The following is a 20,562-nucleotide window of genomic DNA, read 5'->3' as shown; positions in this document are numbered from 1 at the left end:
GGAGGCATCGGCATGAAACTGACAGTCATCGGCGCAAGCCGCGGCATCGGACGCAAGGTGGTGGACTACGCGCTGGAGCGCGGTCACCAAGTCCGCGCCCTTGCCCGCAGCGCGGACAGGATCGAGATCGACAGCGAGGCGCTCGAGAAGCTGCCGGGTGACGCCACCGACCCCGAAGTGCTCGCGCGCGCCGTCGCGGGCGCCGACGCCGTGATCCTCACGCTCGGCGTTCCGCGCGATCTGCGCGTGCTGAAGCCGACGACGCTGTTCTCGTCGGTCACGCAGGCCCTGATCCCGGCGATGCAGGACGCTGGCGTGAGGCGGCTTCTGACCGTCACGGGCTTCGGGACCGGCGACAGCAACGCACGGCTCTCGACGCCCGAGCGGCTGACGATGAAGGCGTTTCTCGGCCGTGCCTATGCGGACAAGGAGTTGCAGGAAGAGCTGATCCGGGGTTCCGGCCTAGACTGGACCATCGCCCGTCCCGGCATCCTGACCGATGGCCGGATGACCGGGCAATACCACGTCCTGGTGGAACCCTCGACCTGGAGGCAGGGCATCGTCAGCCGGTCCGACGTGGCGCATTTCCTCGTGCGGGCCGCCGAGGACGGGTCCTTCGTGCACCAGACACCCGCGCTTCAGCGCTGATCCGGCGCCTCAGCGCGGCGCGGGGTTCAGCGCCTTGTTGTAGGGGTGCCAATCCTCGATCTCGGGATAATGCGCGCGCCGCCACTGCTTGACCCGCGGGTTCATCATGCGCTTCCACAGGGGCGGGACCATCGCCGCCATCGTCATCAGCGGGTAGCCGAAGGGCAGTTGCGGCGCTTCGTCCTCGCCATAGGTCTGCAGAAGCGGAAAGCGCCTGTCGGGCTTGTAGTGGTGGTCGGAATGACGCTGCAGGTTGATCAGGAGCCAGTTCGACACCTTGTGCGACGCGTTCCACGAATGTCGCGGAAGGACGTGTTCGTAGCGGCCGTCGCCGAGGTGCTTCCGCGTCAGGCCGTAATGCTCGACGTAGTTCGTCAGCTCCAGCTGCCAGACCGCGACGAAGGCCTGGAACGCGAACAGCCCCACGCCGCCCCAGCCGCCAAGCATGTAGGCCAGCGCAAGGAAACCGCCCTGGTAGGCCGCGAAACGCCAGAACGGGTTCGACAGGTGCCACGCGCTCAGGCCCTTGCGCATCAGCATGGCCTTTTCCGCCCGGACGGCGGAGACGAGGCTTTCGCGCAGGACGCGGGGAAAGAAGCGATGGAATCCCTCGTTGTAGCGCGCCGTCACCGGATCGCGGCGGGTGCCGACGTAGCGGTGATGGACCAGAAGATGCTCGGAGCGGAAATGCGAATAGAGCACGCAGGCCAGCAGAAGGTCGGCAAGGCGCCGCTCCAGCTTGCTTTTCTGGTGCATCAGCTCGTGGGCATAGGTGATCCCGATGGTTCCCGACAGGACGCCGACGCCGAAGAAGAGACCCAGCTTTTCCGCGAGGCTCAGGGTTCCCGAGGTCTGCGCGAACCAGATCATTCCGAAAACGACGCTTGCCTGAAGCGGGAACCACACCAGCGTCACGAGCTTGTGCCAGAACAGGTCCCCGTCCGGTGTCGCGGGGTCCGCGTTCTCCATGTCGAGGCCCCCGACCGCGTCGAGGATCGTAAATAGCCACCATGTGCTGAGCGGCACCAGCAGAAGCCACCAACCGCCCAGGCTGGCGGCAAGGACGATCAGCGGCACCAGCGCCAGCGAAAGCCAGAATGGAAGCGCCGCCTTCGCCGCGCCGAGCCGTGCCGCAAGCGCCATGGTCGTCTCTTTCCCTTCGACGAGGATGGTTCGCAGAATCCTCGGCGTGCGGCCTTGCGTCAATCCCCGGACACGCCGTCGGGCCATCGGTCGCGCGCCAGATCGAAGGCCTTGCGCATGACGGTCGGAAGCGCCGAGGGGCGGAAATCGTGCCGCGGCACGAAGGCGCCGCGATCCGGTGCAGCGCCGACACCGACGCTGGCGAGGCGAAGCGACAGATGCAGGTGGAAATGGGTGAAGGTGTGACGCACCTCGAGCCCCGGATCGTGCCAGTCCGCATCGACCGGCGCGGCGGGGTCGGGCGCGCCTTCGGTCCATGCGCTGCCGGGCCATCCCAGCATTCCGCCAAGAAGGCCGCTGGGCGGGCGCGTCTCCAGCAGGAGGGCGCCGTCCTCGCGCCGGACGAGATAGGCGATGCCGTATCGCGTGGGCTTGGCCTTTTTCGGGGTCTTGGCGGGAAGGTCCGCCGCGATGCCCTCGCGTCGCGCCGCGCAGGCCGCCATGACCGGGCAGATCCCGCAGGCGGGCGATCTCGGCGTGCAGATCGTCGCGCCAAGGTCCATGACCGCCTGCGCATGGCAGCCGGGGCGCGTCGCGGGCGTAAGCCGCGTGGCAAGCGCCATGAGCCGGGGCTTCGATCCCGGCAGGGGGTCCGTCACCGCGAAAAGCCGCGCCATCACCCGCTCGACATTGCCGTCGAGCACCGGGGCGGGCCTGTCGAAGGCGATCGCCGCGACGGCCGCCGCGGTATAGGGGCCGATCCCGGGAAGGTCGCGCAGTCCCTCCTCGGTGCCGGGGAACACGCCGTCCATCTCGAAGGCCACGACGCGCGCGCATTTCAGCAGGTTCCGCGCCCGTGCGTAGTAGCCGAGGCCAGCCCACTCGGCCATGACATCGGCGTCCGCGGCGCGGGCGAGGTCCGTCACGGTCGGCCATCGGGTCGTGAAGCGGTGGAAATAGTCGCGCACCGCTGCAACCGTCGTCTGCTGAAGCATCACCTCCGACAGCCACACGGCGTAGGGGTCGGGACGCTGGCCCGCCGCGAGCGCGCGCGGGGGGACGCGCCATGGCAGATCCCGCGCATGGGTGTCATACCATTGCATCAGCGCGCCTTGGATATCCGCGTCACGCAAGAGTTATCCGCCCCCATCCGGCTGGTTATTGGTTAACAGGCCGTGTCGGCATAGATTGCCGTCGGACCGGGAAAGGCAACCCCGAGAAAGGCAGCAGATGGTCACGCCGCGGCAGGACACGAAAGCCCCGAACGCGCGCCGCAAGCGCGGCTTCGAACGCGCGTCCACGCTGGTGTCGTCGCATCTGCGCGCGGCGGCCGAGAAGCGCGGCTTTGCCGAGGCGCGGCTTCTGACGCATTGGGCGGATATTGTCGGTGCCGACATCGCGGACATCGCCGTGCCGCTACGGATCAGCTACGGGCGCGGCTTCGGCGGGACGCTCGTGCTTCTGACGACAGGCGCCAACGCGCCGATACTCGAGATGCGCGGCGCCGAGATCGTCGAGCTGGTGAACGCCTGCTACGGCTACCGCGCCGTTGCGCGCATCCAGGTCACGCAGACCGCGCGGACGGGTTTTTCGGAAGGGCGGGTGGCGTTTCGCCACGCCGAGACGCAGGCGCCCAGGACGCCCGATCCCGAACGGCTCGCCGCGGCGACCTCGGGGCTCGAGGACATCGAAGACGAGGGACTTCGCTCGGCGCTCGAGGCACTGGCGCGCAATGTCGTCGCCAGATAAGACAAGCACAGGAATTTGGAGGTTTTCGATGGACCGTAGGAAGATGCTTATCGGGGCTGCCGGAGTGGGCGCCCTCGCCGTGGGCGGAAATGCGCAGTGGCGGCCGGACGCGGGCGCGCAGCCGCTGCTGCCCTTCGGCGCCGCGAACGCGCAGACCGCCGAGGCGAGCGATGGCTTCGAGGTCGTCGAGATGACGATGGGCAATCCCGACGCGCCGGTCACGCTGATCGAATACGCCTCGTTCACCTGCCCGCACTGCCGCACCTTCCACGAGCGGGTGATGCCCGACCTGAAGGCCAACTACATCGACCCCGGCCGCATCAACTTCATCTACCGCGAGGTCTATTTCGACCGGTTCGGTCTCTGGGCAGGGATGGTCGCGCGCTGCGGCGGGCCAATGCGCTACTTCGGGATCTCCGACCTGCTCTACGAACAGCAGTCCGAGTGGGTTCAGGGCAGCCCCGCCGAGGTCGCCGAGAACCTGCGCCGGATCGGGCGTACGGCCGGCTTGACGAACGAGGAACTCGACGCCTGCCTGACCGACCAGGCCATGGCCGAGGCGATGCTGGCGACCTACGAGGCCAACACCGAGGTGCACGACATCCCCGGCACGCCCTCGCTTGTCATCAATGACGAACTGCACGGCAACATGAGCTACGCCGATCTCGCCGAGCTGCTGGACGCGGCGCTGGCCGAGGCGGAATGACGGCACCGCTCGCGGGCGTCCGCGTCCTCGAACTCGCGCGTATCCTGGCCGGCCCCTGGGCCGGTCAGACGCTTGCCGACCTTGGCGCCGAGGTGATCAAGGTCGAGGCGCCCGAGGGCGACGACACCCGCCGCTGGGGCCCGCCCTTCGTGGAGCGTGACGGCGACGCGTCGGCCGCCTACTTCCACAGCTGCAACCGGGGCAAGAAGTCCGTCATCGCCGATTTCCGCACCGCGGAAGGACAGGCCCGCGTGCGCGCCCTCGCCGCCGGCGCGGATATCCTGATCGAGAACTTCAAGCTCGGCGGCCTCGAGAAATACGGTCTCGACTACGAAAGCCTGCGCAAGCTCAATCCGGGCCTGATCTACTGCTCGATCACCGGCTTTGGGCAGACCGGGCCATATGCGCACCGCGCGGGCTACGACTACATCATCCAGGGCATGAGCGGGATCATGTCCGTCACCGGCGCGCCCGAGGGGCAGCCACAGAAGGTCGGGATCGCCGTCACCGACATCCTGACCGGCCTCTATTCCGTGAACGCGATCCTCGCCGCGCTGCATCTGCGGCAATCGACCGGGACGGGCCAGCACATCGACATGGGTCTTCTCGATGTCGCCACGGCCTTCATGGCGAACCAGGCGATGAACTACCTGACGACCGGCAAGGCCCCCGCGCGCATCGGCAACGCGCATCAGAACCTGACGCCCTACCAGGTCTTCGACTGTTCGGACGGCTGGATCATCATCGCCACCGGCAACGATGCGCAGTATCGGCGGCTTTGCGGTCTTCTGGGGCTGCCGGACATGGCCGAGCATCCCGATTACCTGACAAATGCGGCCCGCATCGCCCACCGGGACGAGATGACCCGGCGCCTGACCGAGGCGACGCTGAAGCGATCGAAGGCCGAACTTCTCGCCGCCTGCGAGGCCGAAGGTGTGCCCGCCGGGCCGATCAACGACCTGTCCGAGGTCTTCGCGGATCCGCAGGTCGTCGCACGCGGGATGCGCACCGAACTCGACGGGGTTCCGGGCGTCCGGCCGCCGTTCCGGTTCTCCGACGCCGAGATCGCGGCGGGGCGTCCGGCGCCGAAACTGGGCGAGGACGACGCGATCAAGGGCTGGTCCTGACGGGGCGGCCTTCCGCCTCAGTCGAACAGCTGGTCGAGCGCCGCGTCGAGCGCTGACCAGTCGTCGATCCTCAGCCGCACGGGCAGCGTCATCACCCTTGGCCGCAGGGCGGGCGCGAGGCGCACCGCGTCCTTCTCGGTCGTGACCACCTGCGCGCCGAGCGACGCTGCCTCGCGCAGCATCCGCGTCATCAGGGCGTCCGACAGCGGCTGATGGTCCGACAGCGCGTGCGTGGCGCGCAACTCCGCGCCCATGTCGCGCAGGGTGGCGAAGAACTTCTCGGGGTGGCCGATGCCCGCGAAGGCGAGGACCGGCAGTCCGGCAAGGGGCAGGCCCGTCTGCAACGGTTCGAGGCGCCCCCGCAGGAGCGGGCGGGAAACCTCTCGCCCGTGCCGTTCCGCGAAGCGCGACTGGGCCTCGGCTGCGCCGATCGCCAGCACGAAATCCGCGCGCGCTATGCCGCGCTGCACCGGTTCCCTCAGCGGTCCCGCAGGCAGGACACGCCCGTTGCCGAAGCCGCGCGCCGCGTCCACGACGACGATGGACAGGTCGTGGGCCAGGGCCGGGTTCTGGAACCCGTCGTCCAGCACGATCGCCCGCGCCCCGTCCGCCACCGCCGCCCGCGCTCCGGCCAGCCGGTCCTTGGCAACCCATGTGGGCGCGAAGGCGGCCAGCAGAAGGGCCTCGTCTCCGACCTCGGCTGCGACTTGCCTGCGTTCCTCGACGCGGACCGGCCCTTCCAGCGACCCGCCATGGCCGCGCGTGACGACGTGGACCGCCACGCCGCGGGCCGTCAGCCTCTCGACCAGCGCGATGGCCGTGGGCGTCTTGCCGGTGCCGCCCGCGTTGATGTTGCCGATGCAGACGACCGGAACGCCGGCGCGCGCGCGTGGCCCCCTGGCCAGCCGGCGCCGCGTTCCCGCCGCGTAGATCGCGCCGAGCGGGGACAGAAGCGACGCGGCGAGGCCCGGCGGGCGGTACCAGAACGCGGGCGCCCGCATCTCAGGCCCTGCGCCCCGCCGCGTCGGTGTCGAGCGTGCCGAGGATCATGTCGAGCGCGCGGTCCGTGACTTCTGCCCCGGCGGACACGACCTCCCAGGCCTCGTGCGCCATCGCCGCGGCGCGGTCGGGGTTGAGAAGCTCGTGCACCGCCTCCGCCAGCGTGTCGGGGCCCGAGACCAGGCGCGCGGCCTTCGCCTCGGTCAGGCGCTGGTAGATATCGACGAAGTTGGTGACGTAGGGCCCATGCAGGATCGACGAGCCGAGGGCGGCGGGCTCGAACGGATTGTGCCCGCCGATGGGCTGCAGCGAGCCGCCGACGAAGCTGATTGAGGAAATCCGATACCAAAGCCCCAGCTCGCCCATCGTGTCGGCGAGATAGACCTGCGCATCGGCGTCCGGCATCTCGTCGGCCGTGCGGCGGTTGAAGCGCCAGCCCTCGGCCTGGAGCATATGCGCGATCTCGTCACCGCGCTGGGGATGGCGCGGCACCAGGATCAGGAGGAGCCTCGGGTTCACCTTCAGCGCGAGGTCGTGGGCCTCCAGCACGATGCGCTCTTCGCCGTCGTGGGTCGAGGCGGCCAGCCAGACCGGCCGCCCGCCGAGGTGCTCTGCAAGCTCGCGGCGCTCGTCCTCGTTGCAGGGCAGGGCGGCGGCCCCTTCCTTCAGCGTTCCGGTGACCTCCATGCGTTCGGGCGGCATTCCCAGCCTGCGCAGATACATCGCCGTGATGTCGTCCTGCACCATGGCATGGCCGAACCTCTCCAGCAGGCTGCGCGCCATGCCCTTGAGGAACCGCCAGCGGTCGTGGCTCGTCTTCGACATGCGGGCGTTGACGATCACCATGGGTACGCCGCGTGCGTGGGTCTCGCAGATCAGGGCGGGCCAGAATTCGCTTTCGCACCAGATCGCGAGGTCCGGCTTCCAGTGATCCAGGAACCGCGTCACGAAGGCGCGCGCGTCCAGCGGCACATACTGGTGGAACGCGCGCTCGGGCAGGCGCTCGGCCATGACGCCGGCTGACGTGACTGTTCCCGTGGTGACGAGGACGTGGATGTCCTCACGCTCGTCGAGGATGCGCCGGATCAGCTCCAGCAGCGCGAGGCTTTCGCCCACGCTCGCGGCGTGAAACCAGATCAGCCTGCCGTCGGGGCGCGGCAGTGTTGCTTCGCCGCGGCGTTCCGCGATGCGGCTGGCGTCCTCCTTGCCCTCCTCCAGCCGCTGCGAAAGCTTGCGGTTGGCGTAGGACAGCCCTCCGCGGCCGGACCACGCCAGGTAGAGGCCGAGTGCTATCGAATGTCCCATGATCCCGCCGCCTCGAATGCCGGGTGAATGGACCGGCGCGCCGTGCGGTCCGCGCGGGCAACCTACGGGTCTGCCGCCCACGGTCAAGCCGGGGTCTCGCACCCGCGCGGCGCGGCCGTGTCCCGCCGGGGGGATGTTGGGCAGTTCGTTGACGTCTTGGCGCTAGGCCGGCGTGGCAAGCCGCGCCTTTCCCGTTCCCAGACATGGTCCGCACATGCCCATCCGCCTCAGCCTGATCACGCTTGCCGCCCTGCTTCTGGTCTCGGCCATGGCGGCCGTCTCGACTGGCGCGCCGGGGGCGAAGGGGGCCGACGGACCTCTGCCGTCGCCCCCGCGCCTGATGCCCGAAGGGCGTGCGGCGGTCTCCGCCTAGACGCCCATTCGCCGCCGTAGAAGCGTCCGGTGAAGCGTGGCGGGGCCTGCCATGACGCCGGCGGCCTGTGGCACCGGCGCATTGAACCAGACCGTCTCTCCGCGCCCGTCCGTGACCGCGCCGCCGGCCTCCTGCACGAGGATGACGCCCGCCGCGATGTCCCATTCCCAGGTGTCGCGAAACGTCACCATCCCGTCGAAATGCCCCTCGGCGACCAGCGCCATGCGGTAGGCGAGCGAGGGCCTGTAGACCCTCTCGAAGGGCGGCACCCCGCCCGGCCAGTGCTTCGGCTGGACATTGGGCTTCGTGGCGAGAATCCGGGCGCCGCGTTCGTCCTCGACCGACGAGGCGCGGACCGCCTGCCCGTTCAGGGTGCAGCCCGAGCCCCGCGCGGCGGCATAGAGCTTGTCCTTCATCGGCAGGTAGACGACGCCGGCGACGATCTCTCCCGCCTCGGCGATGGCGATGGAATGAGCGAAGCTCGTCTGACCGTCGATGAAGGCACGGGTGCCGTCGATGGGATCGACGATGAAGACGCGCTCGGACCTGAGGCGGGCGGCGTCGTCCTCGGTCTCTTCCGAGAGCCATCCGTAGTCGGGCCGCGCGGCCAGCAGGTCGGTGCGCAGGACCCGGTCGATGGCGATGTCGGCCTCCGTCACCGGGCTGTCGTCGCCCTTGGTCCAGATCTCGGGATCGCGCCGGAAATGCGTGCGCGCGATGTCGCCCGCGACCTGCGCCGCCTCGACCAGCAGCGCAAGGTCCGCCTCAGGCCCCGGCAATCGTGAGACCCTCGACCAGAAGCGACGGCATCACGCGGCTGAGATGCGTCCGGGCGTCGTTCGCCGGGCGGATCGTGCGCAGCATGTCGCGCAGGTTGCCCGCGACCGTGCACTCGTTGACGGGATAGGCGATCTCGCCGTTCTCGACCCAGAAGCCCGAGGCCCCGCGCGAGTAATCGCCGGTGTTGGCGTTGATGGACGAGCCGATCATGGAGGTGATCAGAAGCCCCGTTCCCATCTCCCGCATCATCTCCTCGAGGGTTTGGCCGCCCTGCGTCAGGGCCACGTTGCCGACGGATGGCGAGGGCGCCCCGCCGGTGCCCCGCGCGGCATTCGCCGTGGACTGAAGGCCAAGCTTGCGGGCCGTCGCGAGGTCCAGCGTCCATCCGGTGAGAACGCCGTCCGAGACGATGTCGCGCACGCGCGCGGCCAGACCTTCGGCGTCGAAGGGACGCGAGCCGCCGATGCGCGGGCGCAGCGGATCCTCGGTCAGCGTCAGGTCCGCTGGAAGCACCTGTTCGCCCAGAAGGTCGCGGGCCCATGACGCGCCGCGTGCGATCGCGGTCCCGTTGGTCGCCGCCAGCAAGTGCCCGATCAGGCCCGACGAGATGCGCTCGTGGTAGATCACCGGATAGGCGCCGGTCCGGGGCTTGCGCGCGCCGGCGCGCTCCACCGCGCGTTCGCCGGCGATGCGCCCGATCTCCTCTGGGGCGGGGAGGTCGGCGGCGTAGGTCCGGCTGTCGCCGAAATAGTCGCGCTCCATCTTCAGGCCCTCGCCCGTGATGGCGACGCACGAGAGGCCATGGCTGGTCCGCCCGTATCCGCCCGAGAAACCATTGGTCGCGGCAAGGTGGATGCGCCTGCGCGAGTATCCGGCGCTGGCGGACTGCACCTGGCTCACGCCGTGGATGGCGAGCGCCGCGGCCTCGGCGCGCAGCGCGGCCTCCTGCAGCGCGGCGGGATCGGGGTCGTCGCCCGGATCGACGAGGTCGAGGCCGGCGGCGTCGCGCACATCGCTCAGCTGCTCGGGATCGGCGAGGCCGACGGTCGGATCCTCCGGGGCGAGCCGCGCCATCCCGACCGCACGCTCGGCCATCTCGGCCAGCGTCTCGGGCCGCGTGTCCGACGCGGAAACGCTCGCCTGTCTCCGGCCCAGCATCACGCGCAGGCCGATCTCGATCCCCTCCGCGCGCTCCGCGTGTTCAAGCCGACCGTTCAGCACATCGACCGAAAGCGACGCCCCGTCCACCACGAGGGCGTCCGCGGCGTCCGCGCCCGCCTTGCCGGCGGCGTCGAGAATGGCGGCGGCGAGCGTGGCGAGGTCGGTGGGGCGGTCTGTCATGCGGGCTGTCCTTCCGGCCGGAATGGCCGCAACCAGCACCTAGGGCGGGGCCTCGCCGGGCGCAAGTCGGCGAGGCCCCGGCCTTATCGCAGGGGGATTCCGTTCGCGGTGATCGACCCGCCTTCGCCGAACTCGATCGTCGTCTCCAGCGTGTCGGGCGTCGCGCCGGGCCGGGCGAACATTCCGACCATGCCGCGCGCCATCCCGGCCTGCTCGGGACCGATGACGCCTGCCGCCTGAAGCCGATCCAGCAGCGCGTTGCCGCCTTCGAGGCGCAGGAAGGCGTCGCCGACCGGCTGCGGGACCGCCTGCCCTGCGGCGAAGGAAAGATCGGCGAGCCCGGTGAGCGACGTGTCGCCGAACCGCAACTCCAGCTCAGACACGGTCAGCGACCGCACCTCGCCCGGCGGCGTCGGCGCCTCGGCAAAGGCGGGGTCCATCATGTCGCGCATGATCAGAACCTGCGCCCTTGCATCAAGGATCACGGTCAGCGGGTCGCGCGGCACGCTGCCTGTCGGGTCGATCATTGCCCAGGCTTCGTCGCCCGCTTCGAGGTCGCGGTAGTCCAGGCGAACGGAGGCCTCCGAAAGCTCTGGGCTCGCGGCGAGGGGCAGGCTGAGCGACAGTTCGCTCGACGCGGCGGACACGGCGACGGCAACCGGGATCTCGCTGCCCGAGACGCGCGCCTCGATCCCCGTCGCCGAGATGTCGTAGGCAAGGGCCTCGTTCGACAGCTCGATGCCGAACTCGCCGCCTTCGTTTGAATATGCGGCGGCGAAGCTGTCCGCGGGGCTGTCGAAGGAGACGTCGAATCGCGTCCAGTCATAGCTGACCGACCCCGCGACCTCGAAATCCTCGGGAAGTCCCTTGGCCGACTGCGGAAGCGTGGCCAGCGCCACGATCGTGCCAGACGAGGTCGAACTCATGCCGCCGATCGAGAAGGCGAGTTTCAGCCGCCCGTCCTCGACCGGCGGCGGCGCAAGGTCGAGCCGCGCGGCGAGGCTTCCGACCGTGCCGTCGCTTTCGAAGCGCTGGGCGTCGCCGGGCGTTCCGAACAGGTCGTAGGTCGTGGCGAGATCACGCATCACGATCTCGAGGTCCATCTCGGGCGCGCGCCCGGGCTGCGGGCCGGAGATCGCGCCGTTCACGATCCTCAGAACGTCCGCGCTGTAGGCATAGCTTCGCGCATCGGCGGTGCCGGACACCACGATGTCGAGCTCCTCGAACGACAGCAGGAATTCGATCGTCGCCTCGCCTCCCCCGGTCTCGGTCGGGAACGTGACCTCGAGCGTGTAGGGATCCGCGATCTCGACCGACAGCGTGCCGTCGTCCAGCTCCGTCAGCGTCACGCGCTCGACGCGGCCGATGCTGGTGGTGCCGTCCTGCTCCATCCGGGTGGTCAGGTTCGACAGCACGAGGCCATCCTCCGTCTGCGTGACGTCGGCGGTCATCTCCTGTCCGGTGGCGTCCGAGGCGGCCTGCCACTCGGACCAGATGTCCTCGGCGCTGACCTGCGCCAGTGCGGGCGAGGCCAGCGTCAGGGCGAGGGCGGAAATGCATGAAGAAAGGCGGGGCATGACGGTCACGGGCTCCGTTCGGTAAAATGAACTTCGTCGGGATGTTCGGCCCGCGCCGCTGGCTGCGTCAACCCGGAAAACCGGATAGGGGCGTCCGCAAATGGGGTGGCTCCCGCGGGGCGGGAGCGGTAGCAGTTGACGTTGGAGATGCGAAAACCGCTACGGGAGGCCAAGGTGGCAGAGGCGCAGACATCAAGCTTCGACCTGTCCGGAAAGACCGCGCTGATCACGGGGGCGAGCCGAGGCATCGGCGCGGCGGCGGCGCGCGCCTTCGCGCGGCAGGGCGCGAACGTGGTCCTCATGGCGCGGGGCCGCGACGAGATCGCGGAACTCGCCGGCGAGATCGGACGGACGGCGCTGGCCGTGCCGGTGGACGTCACCCGCTACTGGGAAGTGGAGGCCGCGGTCAGCGCGGCGGCGCAGGCGTTCGGGCGCGTCGACATCCTGGTCAACAATGCAGGCGCCATCGAACCTATCGCCGGGATCGAGGAGGTCGATCCCGACGGCTGGGGCCAGGTCATCGACATCAACCTCAAGGGCGTCTTCCACGGGATGCGCGCGGTTCTGCCCGCGATGCTGGGCCAGGGCGGCGGCACGATCGTCACCGTCAGTTCCGGCGCCGCGCACAATCCGCTGGAGCATTGGAGCGCCTATTGCGCGTCGAAGGCCGGGGCGGCGATGCTGACGCGCTCGCTGCACCTCGAGCATGGGCAGTCCGGGATCCGCGCGATGGGCCTGTCGCCGGGAACTGTCGCCACGCAGATGCAGAAGGAGATCAAGGCCTCGGGCGTGAACGCGGTCAGCCGGCTGGAGTGGACCGACCACATCCCGCCGGAATGGCCGGCCGTCGCGCTGTCGTGGATGTGCACGAGCGACGCCGACGCCCACCTCGGCGAGGAAATCTCGCTGCGCGATCCCGGTATCCGGGCGCATCTGGGTCTTGTCGCATGATCGGCTTGGCGAAGGACGGCGCGCTGTGGACGGTGACCCTGGACCGGCCGCAGAAGGCGAATTCGCTCACCGCGGCGATGCTCGAGCGCATGGTCGGGATCATCGAGGAGGCCGCCGGCGCGCCGGAGCTGCGCGCGCTGGTCCTGACCGGCGCGGGCGACAAGGTGTTCTCGGCCGGGGCCGACCTCGACGAGGCGCGCGCGGGCCTCGCCACCTCGCCGCTGTGGGAACAGGTCTCGGGCGGGATCGCGGCGCTGCCCTGCCTGACCATCGCGGCCCTGAACGGAACGCTCGCCGGTGGCGCCTTCGGCATGGCCCTGGCCTGCGATCTCCGCGTTGCCGTGCCCGACGCGCGCTTCTTCTACCCTGTGGCCAAGCTGGGGTTCCTGCCGCAGCCCTCCGATCCGGGGCGGCTGCGCGATCTCGTCGGCCCTGCGCGCGCCAAGCTGCTTCTGCTCGGTGGACAGAAGTTCTCGGCCGAGGAAGCCTATGACTTCGGCCTCGTGGACCGCATCGTGCTGGACGAGCATCTGGCCGCCACCGTGCGCGACATCGCCGAGGACGCCTGCGCCGGGGACGTGGATGTCCTTCGCCGGATCAAGGTGATGTGCGACGGCTGAGGCGATGTCAGCGCCGTTTCCATCCGCGCTGCGCGCCTGGCGTCCTCGAATGGAAATCGGGCGGCCGTTTCGCGATCCAGTCCACGAATCGCGCGATGCGGGGATGCGCGCGCAGCGCTTCCACGGTGTTGTAGCTCCGCGCGAGGTCGGATTCGGAGAGGGTGGCGTGGATCTCGTTGTGGCAGATCTGGTGCAGAAGAACGGTGGACCCGCCCTTGCCGCCGCGCAGGCGCGGGACAAGGTGATGCAGGCTCTGTTTCGCGTGCGCCGGGATCGGGCGATCGCAAAGCGGGCATACGGGCGCTTCGTCCATCGTGCTGTGCGGGGCGGGTGTCATGGCTAGGGATCATGGATCGCCGCCCGCGCCCGGCAACCCCGAGGCGATCGATGCGCTGGTGATCGGCGCGGGACCCGCCGGCCTCATGGCTGCCGAGACCCTCGCGCGGGAAGGCCGCCGCGTGCTGATCGCCGAGGCGAAACCCAGCGCGGGGCGCAAGTTCCTGATGGCCGGGAAATCGGGTCTCAATTTCACGAAATCCGAGCCGCCCGAGGCGTTCCGGGCCGCCTACGGCGCCGCGTCCGGCTGGATCGGGCCCATGCTGGACGTCTTCGGCCCGGAACAGGCGGTCGCGTGGGCGGAGGGTCTTGGCCAGCCGGTCTTCACCGGCTCCACGGGGCGCGTCTTTCCCGAGGTCATGAAGGCGTCGCCGCTGCTGCGCGCGTGGCTCGGTCGGATCGACGCCGAGCTTCGGCTGGGCTGGCGCTGGGCAGGGTGGGACGACGCTTGCTGGGCCTTCGAGACCGCTGAGGGGCGGCGCCGTCTGCGGCCCTGCGTGGTTGTGCTGGCGATGGGCGGGGCAAGCTGGCGCAGGCTTGGATCGGATGGTGCATGGGCGCCGTTCCTCGCGGACAGGGGCGTGCGGATTGCGCCGTTCCGGCCCGCGAACATGGGGTTCCGCGTGGCATGGAGCGCGCACATGGCGCCGCATTTCGGCCAACCGCTCAAGGCGGTGCGCCTGATTGCGGGCGGCCGGTCGGTGCGCGGTGAGGCCGTCGTGTCGGAACGGGGGCTGGAGGGCGGCGGCGTCTACGCGATCTCGTCGGACATCCGCGACGGCGCGCCCTTCCTCGTAGACCTGCTGCCCGACCGCAGCGTGTCCGATGTCGCCGCGCGTCTCGCGGCGAGGCCGGCCAAGCGCACGCTGTCGCGCCATCTGGCGCAGGCGCTGGGCCTCGACCCGGTCAAGCGCGCGCTCCTGCAGGAGTTCGGGCGGCCCCTGCCCCAGGGCGCCGCGCTTGCGGCGCTGATCAAGGCGCTGCCGGTCCCGCATCAGGGCCCCCGCCCGATGGACGAGGCTATCTCGACGGCGGGCGGCGTCGCTCGGGAGGCCGTGGAAGAGGGGCTGATGCTGCGCGCGCTGCCTGGCGTCTTCGCCGCGGGCGAGATGCTCGACTGGGAAGCGCCGACCGGCGGCTACCTCATCACGGGCTGCCTTGCGACGGGCCTTCATGCCGGCCGCCACGCGGCCGGCTGGCCCAGGTCAGGCGGCTGAGGCGCGCTCGAAGGCCGGGCGCTCGCGCATCCGGCGGGCGTGTTCGCGGAAGGGTTCCGTCACGGGGAACTTCGCGCCGACCGCCCAGCCCATGCAATGCGCCAGCAGGATGTCGGGGATCGTCAGCTCCTCACCCATGAGGAACGGCCCGTCCTCGGCCATGCGGGGCAGGAACTGCTCCTGCGAGCGTTCGAATTCCCAGCGCAGGCTGTCCTTGATCCCGGGCATCCGCATGTCCTCGGGGAGGATGAAGCTATGCCGCGCCGCCATCCACAGCGGGGCGTCGAATTCGTCGATGATGGCCTGCGTCAGGCTGTCCTGCCGCGCGCGCTCGATCGTGCCGGGCGTATGGGTGAGCTTGCCGTGCCGGTCGCCGAGAAAGGTCATGATCGCCACCGAATCGGAAATCGGCACGCCGTCGGCGACGAGGACCGGCACCTTGCCCGCCGGATTGAAGCGCGTCACCTCGTCCGAACGCGGGGCGGCCGGCACATGCTCGTAGCTCGCGCCGATTTCCTCGAGCATCCACAGGACGCGCATCGTGCGGCTCTTTACCGAACCAATGACCTGATAAGCCGTCATGCCTTCCTCCCGCTTTCGCGCCGTCATCTCGGGGTCCGGGCGGGCATCATCGCCAGCCGGATCAACGTGCGCTCCATGATCGCCATCTGCGGTGCCTCGGTCGAGGAGCGCAAGGCGAGATCGGTTTCCACCAGCATCGAGATCGCCGTCTCAAGCTGCGGCCGCCGCCAGCGTCCGAGCTGCCGCTTGAGCCGGTCACGGCGCGGGCCGAAGACGGGCGGGCGCTGCGCGGACAGGCCCGATTCCGCGCCGCCGGGATGGGAGGCGGCGGCGTGCAGCGCGCGGAAATGCCTGAGGGCGGCGATGCACAGTGTCACGGGCGCGACGCCCTGCGCCTTCAGCCGCGTCAGGATCGGTCCTATCGCGCCCGGCGCGGCCTCGGCGGCGGCGTGCAGGATGTCGTCGAGCTCGGCCTCGCGCGACAGCGGCGCCACGGCGTCGAGGTCGGCGGGGACAACCGGCGTCGCGTCGCCGCGCTTGTACAGGCCGAGTTTCTCGATCGTCTGCCGGAAATCGCCTGCCGACAACGTGCGCGACAGCGTCTCGAGGTCGGCCATCGCCTCGCGGCCGACCTCGGGCACGCCGGCGGCGCGCAGAAGCTCCTCGATCTCGGCGCGGCCCGGCGGGTCGTCGTAGATCGCGGCGACGTAGGCGTTCCGCGCCCCTTCGAACAGCTTTCGCAGGGCCGAGCGTTTCGTCAGCACGCCCGCCGTCGCGATCATCTGAGCATCGCCGGGTTTCCACTCGGAGAACGCGCCCTCGAAGACCGGGGCAAGCCCGTCCGTCGCCTGCTCCACCAGCACCGCGCGCGGCCCCGGAAAGAAGCCGACGGCCTTGACCGCATCCAGAAGTGCTGCCGTGTCCGAGCGAAGATCCGCGGCGGCGATGCGCGTCAGGCGCATCTCCTCCTCGGCGTTCGGTCCCAGTAGCGCGGACAGGAGGCCGGAGCGAAGCTGCGCCACGCGCACCGCGTCTTCGCCGTAGATCAGGCAGCCCGCGGCCTCGGCGTCCGGTTTCCTGAAATAGGCGCCGGCGTCGCGCGACGACAGCTTCATGGCCAGTCGTCGGCCCCGGCCAGCAGGCGCGACACGATCTGGTCCGCCAGCGCGATCATCAGGCGTTGCTCGGCATCGCGTCGCGCGGCGGTCGTCGCCACGGGCGAACCCGAACTCGCGAAGGCGGTGAAGGTCGTGACTTCGCCCGACTGCACCTGCGCGCCCGTCGCCGTGTCGGTCACCGTGAAGGTGGCCGTTCCGTTGATGTTGATGCGGTTGATGTCCTCGGCCCCGGTGAGGGCGAGCGCCGATTCCCTCGTTCGGATCGTGTAGTCGAGCAGGTATTGCGCGCCCGCCGCCCGGCCGATCCGGTCCTCCAGCCGCGCCACGAGGCTGAACTCGAGCGCCGAGTCGGGATCGGCGAAGTCCACGCGGCCGCGCACCGCGCCTCCCGTCCCGCCGGGTCCGTAGACCGGCGTGAAGCCGCAGGCCGCAAGCGGCAGCGCGCCCAGAAGCGCGAGGAAGCTGCGGCGGTCAGAGGACGACATTCACGATCCGGCCCGGCACGACGATCACCTTCTTGGGGGTCCCGCCATCCAGGACCCTCTGCACAGCGTCGTCCGCCAGCGCCGCCTTTTCAACCTCTTCCTTCGACGCGTCCTTCGCGACCGTGACCTCCGAGCGGCGTTTTCCGTTGACCTGGATGGGCAGCGTGACCGTGTCCTCGACCAGCATGGTCTCGTCGGCGGCAGGCCAGGGCGCCTCGGCGACCAGGCCCTCGCCGCCCAGCATGTGCCAGATTTCCTCGGACAGGTGCGGGGTCATCGGCGACATCAGCTGCGCCAGCGTCTTCATCGCCTCCCGTTTCGCGTCGGCCCCGGCCTCGGCCCGGCCAAGTGTGTTGGTGAAGGCGTAAAGCTTGGCGATCGCCGCATTGAACCCGAAGCTTTCGATGCCGTTCGTGACGTCGAAGATCGCCCGGTGCATCTCGCGCAGGAGCGCCGCGTCGCCGGGCCCCTCGGGCGTTTCGTCCGCCGCGATCTCGGTGGCGATGCGATGCACGCGCGCGAGGTGTCGGCTGGTCGCCTCGGCGCCCGAGGCCGTCCACTCGACATCCCGTTCCGGCGGCGAGTCGCTCAGGACGAACCAGCGCGCGGTATCGGCGCCGTAGGTCGCGATGATGTTCACCGGGTCGACCACGTTCTTCTTCGATTTCGACATCTTGGCCGAGGGGATCACCTCGACCGGCTCGCCCGTCGCACCCAGTCGCGCCCCCGATTCCGTGACCTCCACGTCCTCGGGGAAATGGTAGACCGGCCGGTCCTTCTCGTCCCGCGTGACGTAGATCGCGTGCGTGACCATGCCTTGCGTGAAGAGCGCGTCGAAGGGTTCCTTGCACTTCTCGGGCAGGTGGCCGGTGATGTGCATCGCCCGCGCGAAGAAGCGCGAATAGAGAAGATGCAGGATCGCATGCTCGATCCCGCCGATATACTGATCCACGTTCATCCAGTATTCGGCCTCGGCCATGTCGGTGGGCGTCGTGGCGCGGGGCGCGGTGAAGCGGGCGAAATACCACGACGAGTCCACGAAGGTGTCCATCGTGTCGGTCTCGCGCCGCGCCGGCTTGCCGCAGGCGGGGCAGGGCGCGTCTCGCCACGTCGGATGCCGGTCGAGCGGATTGCCCGGCACGTCGAACGAGACGTCGCGCGGCAGTTCGATCGGAAGGTTCTCCTTCTTCTCGGGGACCGTGCCGCAGTCGTCGCAATGCACGACGGGAATCGGAGCGCCCCAGTAGCGCTGCCGCGAAAGGCCCCAGTCCCGCAAGCGGAACTTGGTCACGCCGTGGCCCACGCCCTTCTCCTCGCAGAAGCGAATCGCGGCGTCGATGGCCTCGTTGCCGGTGGCCTCCGCGTCCCATGCGAAGGGCAGCGTCCAGCGCACCTTCTCGGTCTTGGGCGGAACGTAAGCCGCGCCGCCGTCCTCGGGCCTTTGGTGATCTCCCGCAAGCGGCTCGAAGGTCGAGGTCACCGACAGCCCGTATTTCCGCGCGAAGTCGAGGTCGCGCTGGTCGTGTGCGGGGCAGCCGAAGATCGCGCCGGTGCCGTAATCCATCAGGATGAAGTTCGCGATGTAGACCGGCAATTCCCACGACGTGTCAAAGGGATGACGGCATCTCAGCCCGGTGTCGAAGCCCAGCTTCTCGGCCTTTTCGATGGCCTCCTCGGTCGTGCCGCCGCGCCGCGCCTCGGCGCAGAACGCCGCGACGGCGGGGTCGTGCGCCTCGAGCTCCTTGGCGATCGGGTGGTCGGGCGAGATGCCGACGAAGGACGCGCCCAGAAGCGTGTCGGGCCGCGTCGTGTAGACGTCGATCCGGTCGTGGCCCTTCGTGGGCTCGACCATGCCGAAGGCGAATTCCAGCCCGCGCGAGCGCCCGATCCAGTTGGCCTGCATCAGCTTGACCTTCGCGGGCCAGTCGTCCAGCCTGTCGAGCGCTTCCAGAAGCTCGGCGGAATGGTCGGAGATCTTGAAGAACCACTGCGTGAGTTCCCGCCTCTCCACCTCCGCGCCCGAGCGCCAGCCCTTGCCGTCGATCACCTGCTCGTTTGCGAGCACGGTCATGTCCACGGGATCCCAGTTCACCACGGCGTTCTTGCGGTAGACCAGGCCCGCCTTGAGGAAGTCGAGGAACAAAGCCTGCTGCTGGCCATAGTATTCCGGGTCGCAGGTGGCGAACATGCGGCTCCAGTCGAGCCCGAAGCCCAGCGGCTTCATCTGCGCGACCATCGCGTCGATGTTCTGGTAGGTCCAGTCGGCGGGATGGCCGCCATTTTCCATCGCGGCGTTCTCGGCCGGCATCCCGAAGGCGTCGAAACCCATCGGATGCAGCACGTTGTGCCCCGTCGATTTCTTGTAGCGCGCGATCACGTCGCCCATCGTGTAGTTGCGCACATGGCCGATATGGATGCGCCCCGAGGGGTATGGGAACATCTCGAGCACATAATACTTGGGCCGGCTTTCGTCCCTTCGCGCCACGAAGGTTCCGGCCTCGTCCCAGGCCTTCTGCCATTTCGGTTCCAGCGTCGCGGGGTCGTAGCGGGACATCGGACTTCCTCGGATCAAACGAAAACGCCGGGCTTGCAGGCCCGGCGCGTGTTTACGGTGCGATGTGGAAAGGGTCTAGAGCCCGCCATCGCGAATGCGGATCTGGCGCGCGCGCGTGAGGATGGCGTCCTCGATCTGGCGCGCGGTCTCCCGGCTGACCGCGCCGTTGCGCGACTGCAGCGCGACGCGCAGCGAGCGCGCCTCGAGCGCCGGGTCGGTCACGAAGACGGTGGCGCGGTAGGCCTGCCCGCCGCCGGGCGGCGTACCGTATCCATAGGAGATCACGCCCGAGAACGGATCGGCGGCCTCGATCGGCATGAAATCGAGGATCTCGAGCGAGGCCTGCCAGAGGTAGCGGTTCACCTCGACCGTGACGTTGGGATCGTCGCGGTTGTTGAAGAGGTCCCAGATCGTGTCGCGGTCGTTCGGAGCGATGGCTCCGGCTTCCTCCAGCTGGCGGCGCGTCTCGGGCGACATCTCGTTCTGGCCGAAGCCGCCGCAGCCCGTAAGCAGGAGGGCGGAGGCCGTGAGCCCCGCCGCGATGGCCCTGGTCTTGCGGATATGCGGTCGCGTCATGGTTCTGCCCCGGCTCTCGATCTGTGCGCCCCTAGCTACAGAACACGGCGCAAGGCGGCAAGGGTCGAGAGAATCCCGCCCCGGACCGCCGCCGCGCGCGCCTCAGGCAGCGAGCGGACGCGGCCGCCGAATGGACATGTCCCGCAACCCGGACCTTCCGCCGGTGTGCGCCGGAGGGGTGTGTGACATGTCTGCACCATGACTCCCGCAAGATGTTCCGGCCCCCCGGCGCTTTCTTGCAATCAAGGGGGCCACGGGCGAGAGAGGGGCATACTCAATTCGGATGACCGTCTTGAGGTGCACCTTCAAAGTGAACACGAGGGAAAAACCATGAAAAAGGTTCTCTTCGCTACGACTGCCCTTGTGGCAACCGCTGGCGTAGCAATGGCCGACGTCGCGATCAGCGGCTACGCCGAAATGGGTATCGCGGGCGGC

Annotated in this window: 21 protein-coding genes and 1 pseudogene; 9 read left to right on the top strand and 13 right to left on the bottom strand. The window is 69.4% G+C overall.

Annotated features, from left to right (window positions below; genetic code table 11):
• Positions 1-12: 12 nt before the first annotated feature.
• Positions 13-648: an NAD(P)-dependent oxidoreductase gene (locus P6F26_RS00110; RefSeq protein ID WP_278026593.1), complete on the top strand. Its 636-nt coding sequence runs from the start codon at positions 13-15 to the stop codon at positions 646-648.
• Positions 649-657: 9 nt separating this feature from the next.
• Here P6F26_RS00110 and P6F26_RS00105 read toward each other — a convergent pair whose 3' ends face one another.
• Both P6F26_RS00105 and mutY read right to left on the bottom strand, forming a co-directional pair.
• Positions 658-1,791: an alkane 1-monooxygenase gene (locus P6F26_RS00105; RefSeq protein WP_278026592.1), complete on the bottom strand. Its 1,134-nt coding sequence runs from the start codon at positions 1,789-1,791 to the stop codon at positions 658-660.
• A 59-nt stretch (positions 1,792-1,850) separates the two neighbouring features.
• Positions 1,851-2,894, bottom strand: coding sequence for an A/G-specific adenine glycosylase (gene mutY, locus P6F26_RS00100; RefSeq protein WP_278026855.1), 1,044 nt, complete (start codon positions 2,892-2,894; stop codon positions 1,851-1,853).
• Between the two features lie 127 nt (positions 2,895-3,021).
• Between mutY and P6F26_RS00095 the strand changes: the two genes are divergently transcribed.
• Genes P6F26_RS00095 through P6F26_RS00085 form a run of 3 tightly spaced genes read left to right on the top strand, consistent with a single transcriptional unit; the run spans position 3,022 to position 5,373 of the window.
• Positions 3,022-3,540 carry a DUF721 domain-containing protein gene (locus P6F26_RS00095; RefSeq protein ID WP_278026591.1) on the top strand — a complete coding sequence of 173 codons (519 nt, stop codon included), beginning with the start codon at positions 3,022-3,024 and terminating at the stop codon, positions 3,538-3,540.
• Between the two features lie 28 nt (positions 3,541-3,568).
• Positions 3,569-4,246, top strand: a complete 678-nt coding sequence (locus P6F26_RS00090) for a DsbA family protein (RefSeq protein ID WP_278026590.1) — start codon at positions 3,569-3,571, stop codon at positions 4,244-4,246.
• Positions 4,243-5,373 carry a CaiB/BaiF CoA transferase family protein gene (locus tag P6F26_RS00085; RefSeq protein WP_278026589.1) on the top strand — a complete coding sequence of 377 codons (1,131 nt, stop codon included), beginning with the start codon at positions 4,243-4,245 and terminating at the stop codon, positions 5,371-5,373. Before P6F26_RS00090 ends, P6F26_RS00085 begins: the two co-directional genes overlap by 4 nt.
• A 17-nt stretch (positions 5,374-5,390) precedes the next feature.
• Here P6F26_RS00085 and lpxK read toward each other — a convergent pair whose 3' ends face one another.
• A complete protein-coding gene (lpxK, locus tag P6F26_RS00080; RefSeq protein ID WP_278026588.1) occupies positions 5,391-6,374 on the bottom strand; it encodes a tetraacyldisaccharide 4'-kinase in 984 nt (327 codons plus the stop codon).
• A 1-nt stretch (position 6,375) separates the two neighbouring features.
• Entirely contained in the window at positions 6,376-7,677 is a 1,302-nt protein-coding gene (locus P6F26_RS00075; RefSeq protein ID WP_278026587.1) for a 3-deoxy-D-manno-octulosonic acid transferase, read from the bottom strand.
• Positions 7,678-7,891: 214 nt separating this feature from the next.
• Between P6F26_RS00075 and P6F26_RS00070 the strand changes: the two genes are divergently transcribed.
• Positions 7,892-8,050, top strand: a complete 159-nt coding sequence (locus P6F26_RS00070) for a hypothetical protein (protein WP_278026586.1) — start codon at positions 7,892-7,894, stop codon at positions 8,048-8,050.
• Here P6F26_RS00070 and P6F26_RS00065 read toward each other — a convergent pair.
• The 3 genes from P6F26_RS00065 to P6F26_RS00055 all read right to left on the bottom strand — a co-directional run bounded on the left by P6F26_RS00065 (position 8,047) and on the right by P6F26_RS00055 (position 11,748).
• On the bottom strand, positions 8,047-8,829 hold the full coding sequence (locus P6F26_RS00065) for an inositol monophosphatase family protein (protein WP_278026585.1): 783 nt from the start codon (positions 8,827-8,829) through the stop codon (positions 8,047-8,049). The two genes, P6F26_RS00070 and P6F26_RS00065, sit on opposite strands and share 4 nt — an antisense overlap.
• Positions 8,816-10,171, bottom strand: coding sequence for a TldD/PmbA family protein (locus P6F26_RS00060; RefSeq protein WP_278026584.1), 1,356 nt, complete (start codon positions 10,169-10,171; stop codon positions 8,816-8,818). Before P6F26_RS00060 ends, P6F26_RS00065 begins: the two co-directional genes overlap by 14 nt.
• Positions 10,172-10,254: 83 nt before the next feature.
• Positions 10,255-11,748 carry a DUF2125 domain-containing protein gene (locus tag P6F26_RS00055; RefSeq protein ID WP_278026583.1) on the bottom strand — a complete coding sequence of 498 codons (1,494 nt, stop codon included), beginning with the start codon at positions 11,746-11,748 and terminating at the stop codon, positions 10,255-10,257.
• Between the two features lie 174 nt (positions 11,749-11,922).
• On the opposite strand from P6F26_RS00055, the gene P6F26_RS00050 reads away from it, so the two are divergent.
• Entirely contained in the window at positions 11,923-12,699 is a 777-nt protein-coding gene (locus P6F26_RS00050) for an SDR family oxidoreductase (protein WP_278026582.1), read from the top strand.
• A complete protein-coding gene (locus tag P6F26_RS00045; RefSeq protein WP_278026581.1) occupies positions 12,696-13,319 on the top strand; it encodes an enoyl-CoA hydratase/isomerase family protein in 624 nt (207 codons plus the stop codon). Before P6F26_RS00050 ends, P6F26_RS00045 begins: the two co-directional genes overlap by 4 nt.
• 7 nt (positions 13,320-13,326) lie before the next feature.
• On the opposite strand, the gene P6F26_RS00040 is transcribed toward P6F26_RS00045, so the two are convergent.
• A complete protein-coding gene (locus P6F26_RS00040) occupies positions 13,327-13,656 on the bottom strand; it encodes an HNH endonuclease family protein (protein ID WP_430736701.1) in 330 nt (109 codons plus the stop codon).
• A gap of 46 nt (positions 13,657-13,702) precedes the next feature.
• Between P6F26_RS00040 and P6F26_RS00035 the strand changes: the two genes are divergently transcribed.
• Positions 13,703-14,872, top strand: coding sequence for a TIGR03862 family flavoprotein (locus P6F26_RS00035; RefSeq protein ID WP_278026853.1), 1,170 nt, complete (start codon positions 13,703-13,705; stop codon positions 14,870-14,872).
• On the opposite strand, the gene P6F26_RS00030 is transcribed toward P6F26_RS00035, so the two are convergent.
• The 5 genes from P6F26_RS00030 to P6F26_RS00010 form a co-directional block, all read right to left on the bottom strand.
• The gene (locus tag P6F26_RS00030; RefSeq protein WP_278026580.1) at positions 14,861-15,454 is read right to left on the bottom strand and encodes a glutathione S-transferase family protein; all 594 of its coding nucleotides are present in this window, start codon (positions 15,452-15,454) and stop codon (positions 14,861-14,863) included. The two genes, P6F26_RS00035 and P6F26_RS00030, sit on opposite strands and share 12 nt — an antisense overlap.
• A 23-nt stretch (positions 15,455-15,477) precedes the next feature.
• Positions 15,478-16,509 (bottom strand): DNA polymerase III subunit delta, encoded by a 1,032-nt coding sequence (holA, locus tag P6F26_RS00025; protein ID WP_278026579.1) that lies wholly within the window; start codon positions 16,507-16,509, stop codon positions 15,478-15,480.
• Positions 16,506-16,997, bottom strand: a complete 492-nt coding sequence (gene lptE, locus P6F26_RS00020) for an LPS assembly lipoprotein LptE (RefSeq protein ID WP_278026578.1) — start codon at positions 16,995-16,997, stop codon at positions 16,506-16,508. The genes holA and lptE overlap by 4 nt, the downstream gene beginning before the upstream one ends.
• Positions 16,984-19,551, bottom strand: a complete 2,568-nt coding sequence (gene leuS / locus P6F26_RS00015; RefSeq protein ID WP_278026577.1) for a leucine--tRNA ligase — start codon at positions 19,549-19,551, stop codon at positions 16,984-16,986. Before leuS ends, lptE begins: the two co-directional genes overlap by 14 nt.
• Positions 19,552-19,626: 75 nt before the next feature.
• On the bottom strand, positions 19,627-20,127 hold the full coding sequence (locus P6F26_RS00010; protein ID WP_430736700.1) for a DUF3576 domain-containing protein: 501 nt from the start codon (positions 20,125-20,127) through the stop codon (positions 19,627-19,629).
• Positions 20,128-20,457: 330 nt separating this feature from the next.
• Between P6F26_RS00010 and P6F26_RS00005 the strand changes: the two are divergent.
• Positions 20,458-20,562, top strand: a pseudogene (locus tag P6F26_RS00005) (porin); the annotation flags it as partial.

This window comes from Roseicyclus salinarum, assembly GCF_029624655.1.
Lineage (GTDB): Bacteria > Pseudomonadota > Alphaproteobacteria > Rhodobacterales > Rhodobacteraceae > Roseibacterium > Roseibacterium salinarum.
The sequence above is the reverse complement of the archived record's forward strand: the minus strand, read 5'-3'. Positions and strand labels throughout refer to the sequence as shown.

Excerpts from the sequence above, each read along its gene's own strand:
- leuS (WP_278026577.1), bottom strand. The coding sequence starts at position 19,551 with ATGTCCCGCTACGACCCCGCGACGCTGGAACCGAAATGGCAGAAGGCC.
- P6F26_RS00040 (WP_430736701.1), bottom strand. The coding sequence starts at position 13,656 with ATGACACCCGCCCCGCACAGCACGATGGACGAAGCGCCCGTATGCCCG.
- P6F26_RS00045 (WP_278026581.1), top strand. The coding sequence starts at position 12,696 with ATGATCGGCTTGGCGAAGGACGGCGCGCTGTGGACGGTGACCCTGGAC.
- P6F26_RS00060 (WP_278026584.1), bottom strand. The coding sequence starts at position 10,171 with ATGACAGACCGCCCCACCGACCTCGCCACGCTCGCCGCCGCCATTCTC.
- P6F26_RS00030 (WP_278026580.1), bottom strand. The coding sequence starts at position 15,454 with ATGACGGCTTATCAGGTCATTGGTTCGGTAAAGAGCCGCACGATGCGC.
- P6F26_RS00010 (WP_430736700.1), bottom strand. The coding sequence starts at position 20,127 with ATGACGCGACCGCATATCCGCAAGACCAGGGCCATCGCGGCGGGGCTC.
- P6F26_RS00105 (WP_278026592.1), bottom strand. The coding sequence starts at position 1,791 with ATGGCGCTTGCGGCACGGCTCGGCGCGGCGAAGGCGGCGCTTCCATTC.
- lpxK (WP_278026588.1), bottom strand. The coding sequence starts at position 6,374 with ATGCGGGCGCCCGCGTTCTGGTACCGCCCGCCGGGCCTCGCCGCGTCG.
- holA (WP_278026579.1), bottom strand. The coding sequence starts at position 16,509 with ATGAAGCTGTCGTCGCGCGACGCCGGCGCCTATTTCAGGAAACCGGAC.
- P6F26_RS00110 (WP_278026593.1), top strand. The coding sequence starts at position 13 with ATGAAACTGACAGTCATCGGCGCAAGCCGCGGCATCGGACGCAAGGTG.
- P6F26_RS00055 (WP_278026583.1), bottom strand. The coding sequence starts at position 11,748 with ATGCCCCGCCTTTCTTCATGCATTTCCGCCCTCGCCCTGACGCTGGCC.
- lptE (WP_278026578.1), bottom strand. The coding sequence starts at position 16,997 with ATGTCGTCCTCTGACCGCCGCAGCTTCCTCGCGCTTCTGGGCGCGCTG.
- P6F26_RS00095 (WP_278026591.1), top strand. The coding sequence starts at position 3,022 with ATGGTCACGCCGCGGCAGGACACGAAAGCCCCGAACGCGCGCCGCAAG.
- mutY (WP_278026855.1), bottom strand. The coding sequence starts at position 2,894 with ATGCAATGGTATGACACCCATGCGCGGGATCTGCCATGGCGCGTCCCC.
- P6F26_RS00075 (WP_278026587.1), bottom strand. The coding sequence starts at position 7,677 with ATGGGACATTCGATAGCACTCGGCCTCTACCTGGCGTGGTCCGGCCGC.
- P6F26_RS00070 (WP_278026586.1), top strand. The coding sequence starts at position 7,892 with ATGCCCATCCGCCTCAGCCTGATCACGCTTGCCGCCCTGCTTCTGGTC.
- P6F26_RS00085 (WP_278026589.1), top strand. The coding sequence starts at position 4,243 with ATGACGGCACCGCTCGCGGGCGTCCGCGTCCTCGAACTCGCGCGTATC.
- P6F26_RS00090 (WP_278026590.1), top strand. The coding sequence starts at position 3,569 with ATGGACCGTAGGAAGATGCTTATCGGGGCTGCCGGAGTGGGCGCCCTC.